The organism is Microcoleus sp. LAD1_D5, assembly GCF_036702115.1.
Taxonomy (GTDB): Bacteria; Cyanobacteriota; Cyanobacteriia; order Cyanobacteriales; family Microcoleaceae; genus Microcoleus.
Map to the genome: position 1 here is coordinate 1 of NZ_JAUBSA010000158.1, position 3559 is coordinate 3559.

The following is a 3559-nucleotide window of genomic DNA, read 5'->3' on the forward strand; positions in this document are numbered from 1 at the left end:
CTTTATTTGGTTGTCAATGTTCGGATGATGTTTCTATTATTAACGGTATTGTTAACGTTTGTAAAGGGGTGTGGCGACAGTTAAACTGATGACTGCGATTAGGAAAGCTGATGAGAGGAGAGACAGGGCCGTAGCTTGCGGGGCCCGACGCCATCGCCAGGGGTTTTGTTAAGAAAGTTGAGGGTTTTGCTTTCTGTAGGTCAGCTCGTGATACCTTTCTAAAACCTGAAAGCGGGAAAGTCCGGTGCAATTCCGGCGCTGTGCCGCAACTGTAAAAGTCAGAATGCCGATTTCGGGGGCGCTTTGTGGGCGTTTACTTTTGGATTCCCTGCGTAGCACGGGGAGGAGATTATTTGTTAGCTTTGACTGATTTGCCAACTTGTCCGGGTTTATTTTATGGTTCCCAAGCCCGAGACGGAGTTTTATCGAGAATGCGGATTCCGGGGGGAATTTTAAACGCGCAGCAGTGTCAGACGATCGCGGATTTGGCTGATCAATACAGTACCGGCTGTTTGCAAGTGACAAATCGGGCAAATTTGCAAATCCGAGAAGTGAACTCGGAAATTGTCGCGGAAGTCTGGAACCGCTTGCAGGAATTGGGGATAGCGTCTCGCCGCGTTGAAGTTGACCCGATTCGCAATATTATGGCAAGCCCGACAGCAGGGATCGATCGCCAGCAGTTACTGGATACTCGCCCGCTAGTGAAAGCTTGGGATGATTACCTGCAAACGCATCCCGAATTGTCGGAACTTTCGCCTAAGTTCAGCATTGGCTTGGATGGCGGGGAATCGGTTTCGATCCAGGCTTTGCGTAACGATATTTTATTAGCTGCGGAAGGGCTTTCAACCCAATCACAAATCTTTTTTCGGCTGCATTTAAACGGCGATACAGGAATTTTAATCCAAGAATCGCAATGTATTTCAGTATTAGCCGCCCTCGCTAGCACCTATCTTGAATACACCAAAAATCGACCTCGAATTGATGGCAAAAAACCGCGATTGCGTCACCTGCTGGCAGATTGGGGCGCTGAAAGTTATCTAGAAAGGGTACAGCAGAATTTACCATTTTTATGGCAATTCACATCTTGCACCTTTCCCAAAAACAGCCAAGATGCCTCATCTGAAAAATCCATCACCCATCACCGACATCTCGGCATTTATCCTCAGCAACAGTCCGGTTTCTCCTACATGGGAATTGCACTGCCTCTCGGTAGGCTAGAATCAAAGCAACTGCGGAATTTGGCGAATTTATCCCAAAAGCTAGCCAGCGGTACCGTGAGACTTACGCCGTGGCAAAATCTGTTGATTTCTGATATCCCCAACTCCCAGCTTTTTGAGGTAAAAAAGCAAGTCGCCGATTTGGGATTGCACTACTCGGCGACTGGCCTAGATTCGTGCTTGGTGGCTTGTGCCGGCAGCAGCGGCTGTGCGTCTGCTGCGACAGATACTCAAAGTCACGCCCTAGCAATGGCGAGGGATTTAGCGCAAAAATTGACGATCGACCAACCGATTAACATTCATTTCAGCGGTTGCGAAAAGTCCTGCGCCCAGCACCGGCCAATTGATATCACGCTGGTGGGAATTCAGATTGAGGGAGGAGACGAGACGATCGAAGGTTACGACATTTATGCGGGTAGAAAAGATTTGCCCTTCGGGCGACCAATTTTTCCGGCGGTGAGTGCGATCGAGATGCCCCGTGCGATCGAGCAAATGTTGCGGGTGTATCAGCGGTTTCGAGAGCCTTTGGAGTCATTTGGTGAGTTTGTCGATCGGTGGGCTATCGACCAATTGCAGCAGTTATTCAGCACCGAAAATGGGAATTTCAAGTAAAAAAATATCCGATTCAAACTGACAATTTTTAATCACTTCTCTTTCTATCTCTCTTGATGTTTCTTCCTTCGCGTCCTTCGCGCCTTCGCGGTTCATTCAAAAAATCTATGTCACAAATCTCACAAACTTCCCATAGCAGTTTTAAACAATGATTGACTACATTCGAGACGGAACAGAAATCTACACCAAATCCTTCGCCACAATTCGAGCCGAAGCAGATTTGTCAAGCTTGCCGCCCGATTTAGAATCGGTAGCCGTGCGACTAATTCACAGTTGCGGCATGACCGATATTGTTGCAGATTTAGCAGCTTCGCCCGGGGCCGCCACCTGCGGACACCAAGCCCTCTCAGCAGGTGCGCCCATCCTGTGCGATGCCCGGATGGTGGCCGAAGGCATCACTCGCAAACGCCTTCCCGCTGACAATCCGGTGATTTGCACTCTCTGGCATTCCGAAATCCCGGAGTTGGCGCGACAAATGGGAAATACTCGATCGGCGGCGGCGCTTGATTTATGGCTGGACAACTTGCAGGGTGCGGTTGTGGCGATCGGCAATGCCCCGACTGCTTTGTTCCGCCTACTGGAAATGCTGGATGCCGGAGCACCCAAACCGGCTTTAATTCTGGGTTTCCCGGTAGGATTTGTGGGGGCTGCCGAATCCAAAGCCGAACTGGCCGCCAACAGTCGGGGAGTGCCATTTATTACGTTGCACGGGCGGCGCGGTGGCAGTGCAATGGCAACGGCGGCCGTGAATGCGTTAGCGAAAAAGGATGAATTATGACTAAGGCTACTGGTAAATTGTACGGTTTGGGTATTGGCCCTGGCGATCCAGAACTGATCACATTGAAAGCTTATCGGATTTTGCAATCGGTGCCGGTGATTGCCTATCCGGCGATGGAAAATGGTAAGGTGCTGGCGCGGGCGATCGTCGCAGATTATCTGCGCCCGGAGCAAATTGAGATTCCGATGCCGCTGCCTTTTAGTCCGACGCGATCGTCTCAACCTTATTATGATATTGCTGCCGAGAAAATTGCCACACATCTGAGCGAGGGACTGGATGTGGCGGTGCTATGTGAGGGGGAACCTTTTCTCTACGGCTCGTTTATGTATCTATTCAACCGTTTGTCGGGGACATTTACCACTGAAGTTGTGCCGGGAATTTCTTCGACAATGGCGAGTGCGGCTGCGTTGGGAGTGCCGCTGACTTATCGTAACGATGTGTTAAGTATTATGCCTGCGACGCTGGATGCTGAGGTTTTGCGCGATCGACTGGCGGTTGTTGATGCTGCTGTGATTATTAAGCTGGGCCGGCATTTTGCGAAAGTCCGGGACGTGCTGATTGAGTTGGGACAGTTCGATCGAGCACTGTATATAGAACGCGCAACTATGCCTAATCAGCGAATTCGGGCGATCGCAGATGTCGATCCCGCTGAAGTTCCCTATTGGGCTCTCATTATGATACCCAGCCAGCAAAAGTCTGTATCTTAATATTTCCATGCCTGAAGGCGACGCGCTTCCAGGCTTTACCTACTTTTTTGTGCATTCTTACCTCTTTATCCAGTTTTCTTCAGATTGATAACTTAACCTTATAACTTACATCAGTTAATCTGTTGTTAAAATACTTTACAAACCTTAGAATATGCTTTATGTTTATTAACATGGCGGAACACAAAGCCGTCACGAACATTGAAAACCAAATAAAGCAATCATAAACAAATGACAACAACCTTACA

General features: G+C 49.1%; 3 protein-coding genes and 1 riboswitch. All 3 genes read left to right on the plus strand.

Going from position 1 to position 3559, the window contains the following annotated elements; translation table 11 throughout:
• Nucleotides 1-217 precede the first annotated feature (217 nt).
• Nucleotides 218-297, plus strand: a riboswitch (adenosylcobalamin-variant (AdoCbl-variant) riboswitch).
• Between the two features lie 8 nt (nt 298-305).
• The 3 genes from cobG (at nt 306) to QUA70_RS28195 (ending at nt 3314) form a co-directional block, all read left to right on the plus strand.
• On the plus strand, nt 306-1829 hold the full coding sequence (gene cobG, locus QUA70_RS28185) for a precorrin-3B synthase (protein WP_333351037.1): 1524 nt from the start codon (nt 306-308) through the stop codon (nt 1827-1829).
• Between the two features lie 148 nt (nt 1830-1977).
• Nucleotides 1978-2607, plus strand: a complete 630-nt coding sequence (locus QUA70_RS28190) for a precorrin-8X methylmutase (RefSeq protein ID WP_333351035.1) — start codon at nt 1978-1980, stop codon at nt 2605-2607.
• Nucleotides 2604-3314, plus strand: coding sequence for a precorrin-2 C(20)-methyltransferase (locus QUA70_RS28195; protein ID WP_333351034.1), 711 nt, complete (start codon nt 2604-2606; stop codon nt 3312-3314). The genes QUA70_RS28190 and QUA70_RS28195 overlap by 4 nt, the downstream gene beginning before the upstream one ends.
• Nucleotides 3315-3559: the final 245 nt, after the last annotated feature.

Excerpts from the sequence above, each read along its gene's own strand:
- QUA70_RS28190 (WP_333351035.1), top strand. The coding sequence starts at position 1,978 with ATGATTGACTACATTCGAGACGGAACAGAAATCTACACCAAATCCTTC.
- QUA70_RS28195 (WP_333351034.1), top strand. The coding sequence starts at position 2,604 with ATGACTAAGGCTACTGGTAAATTGTACGGTTTGGGTATTGGCCCTGGC.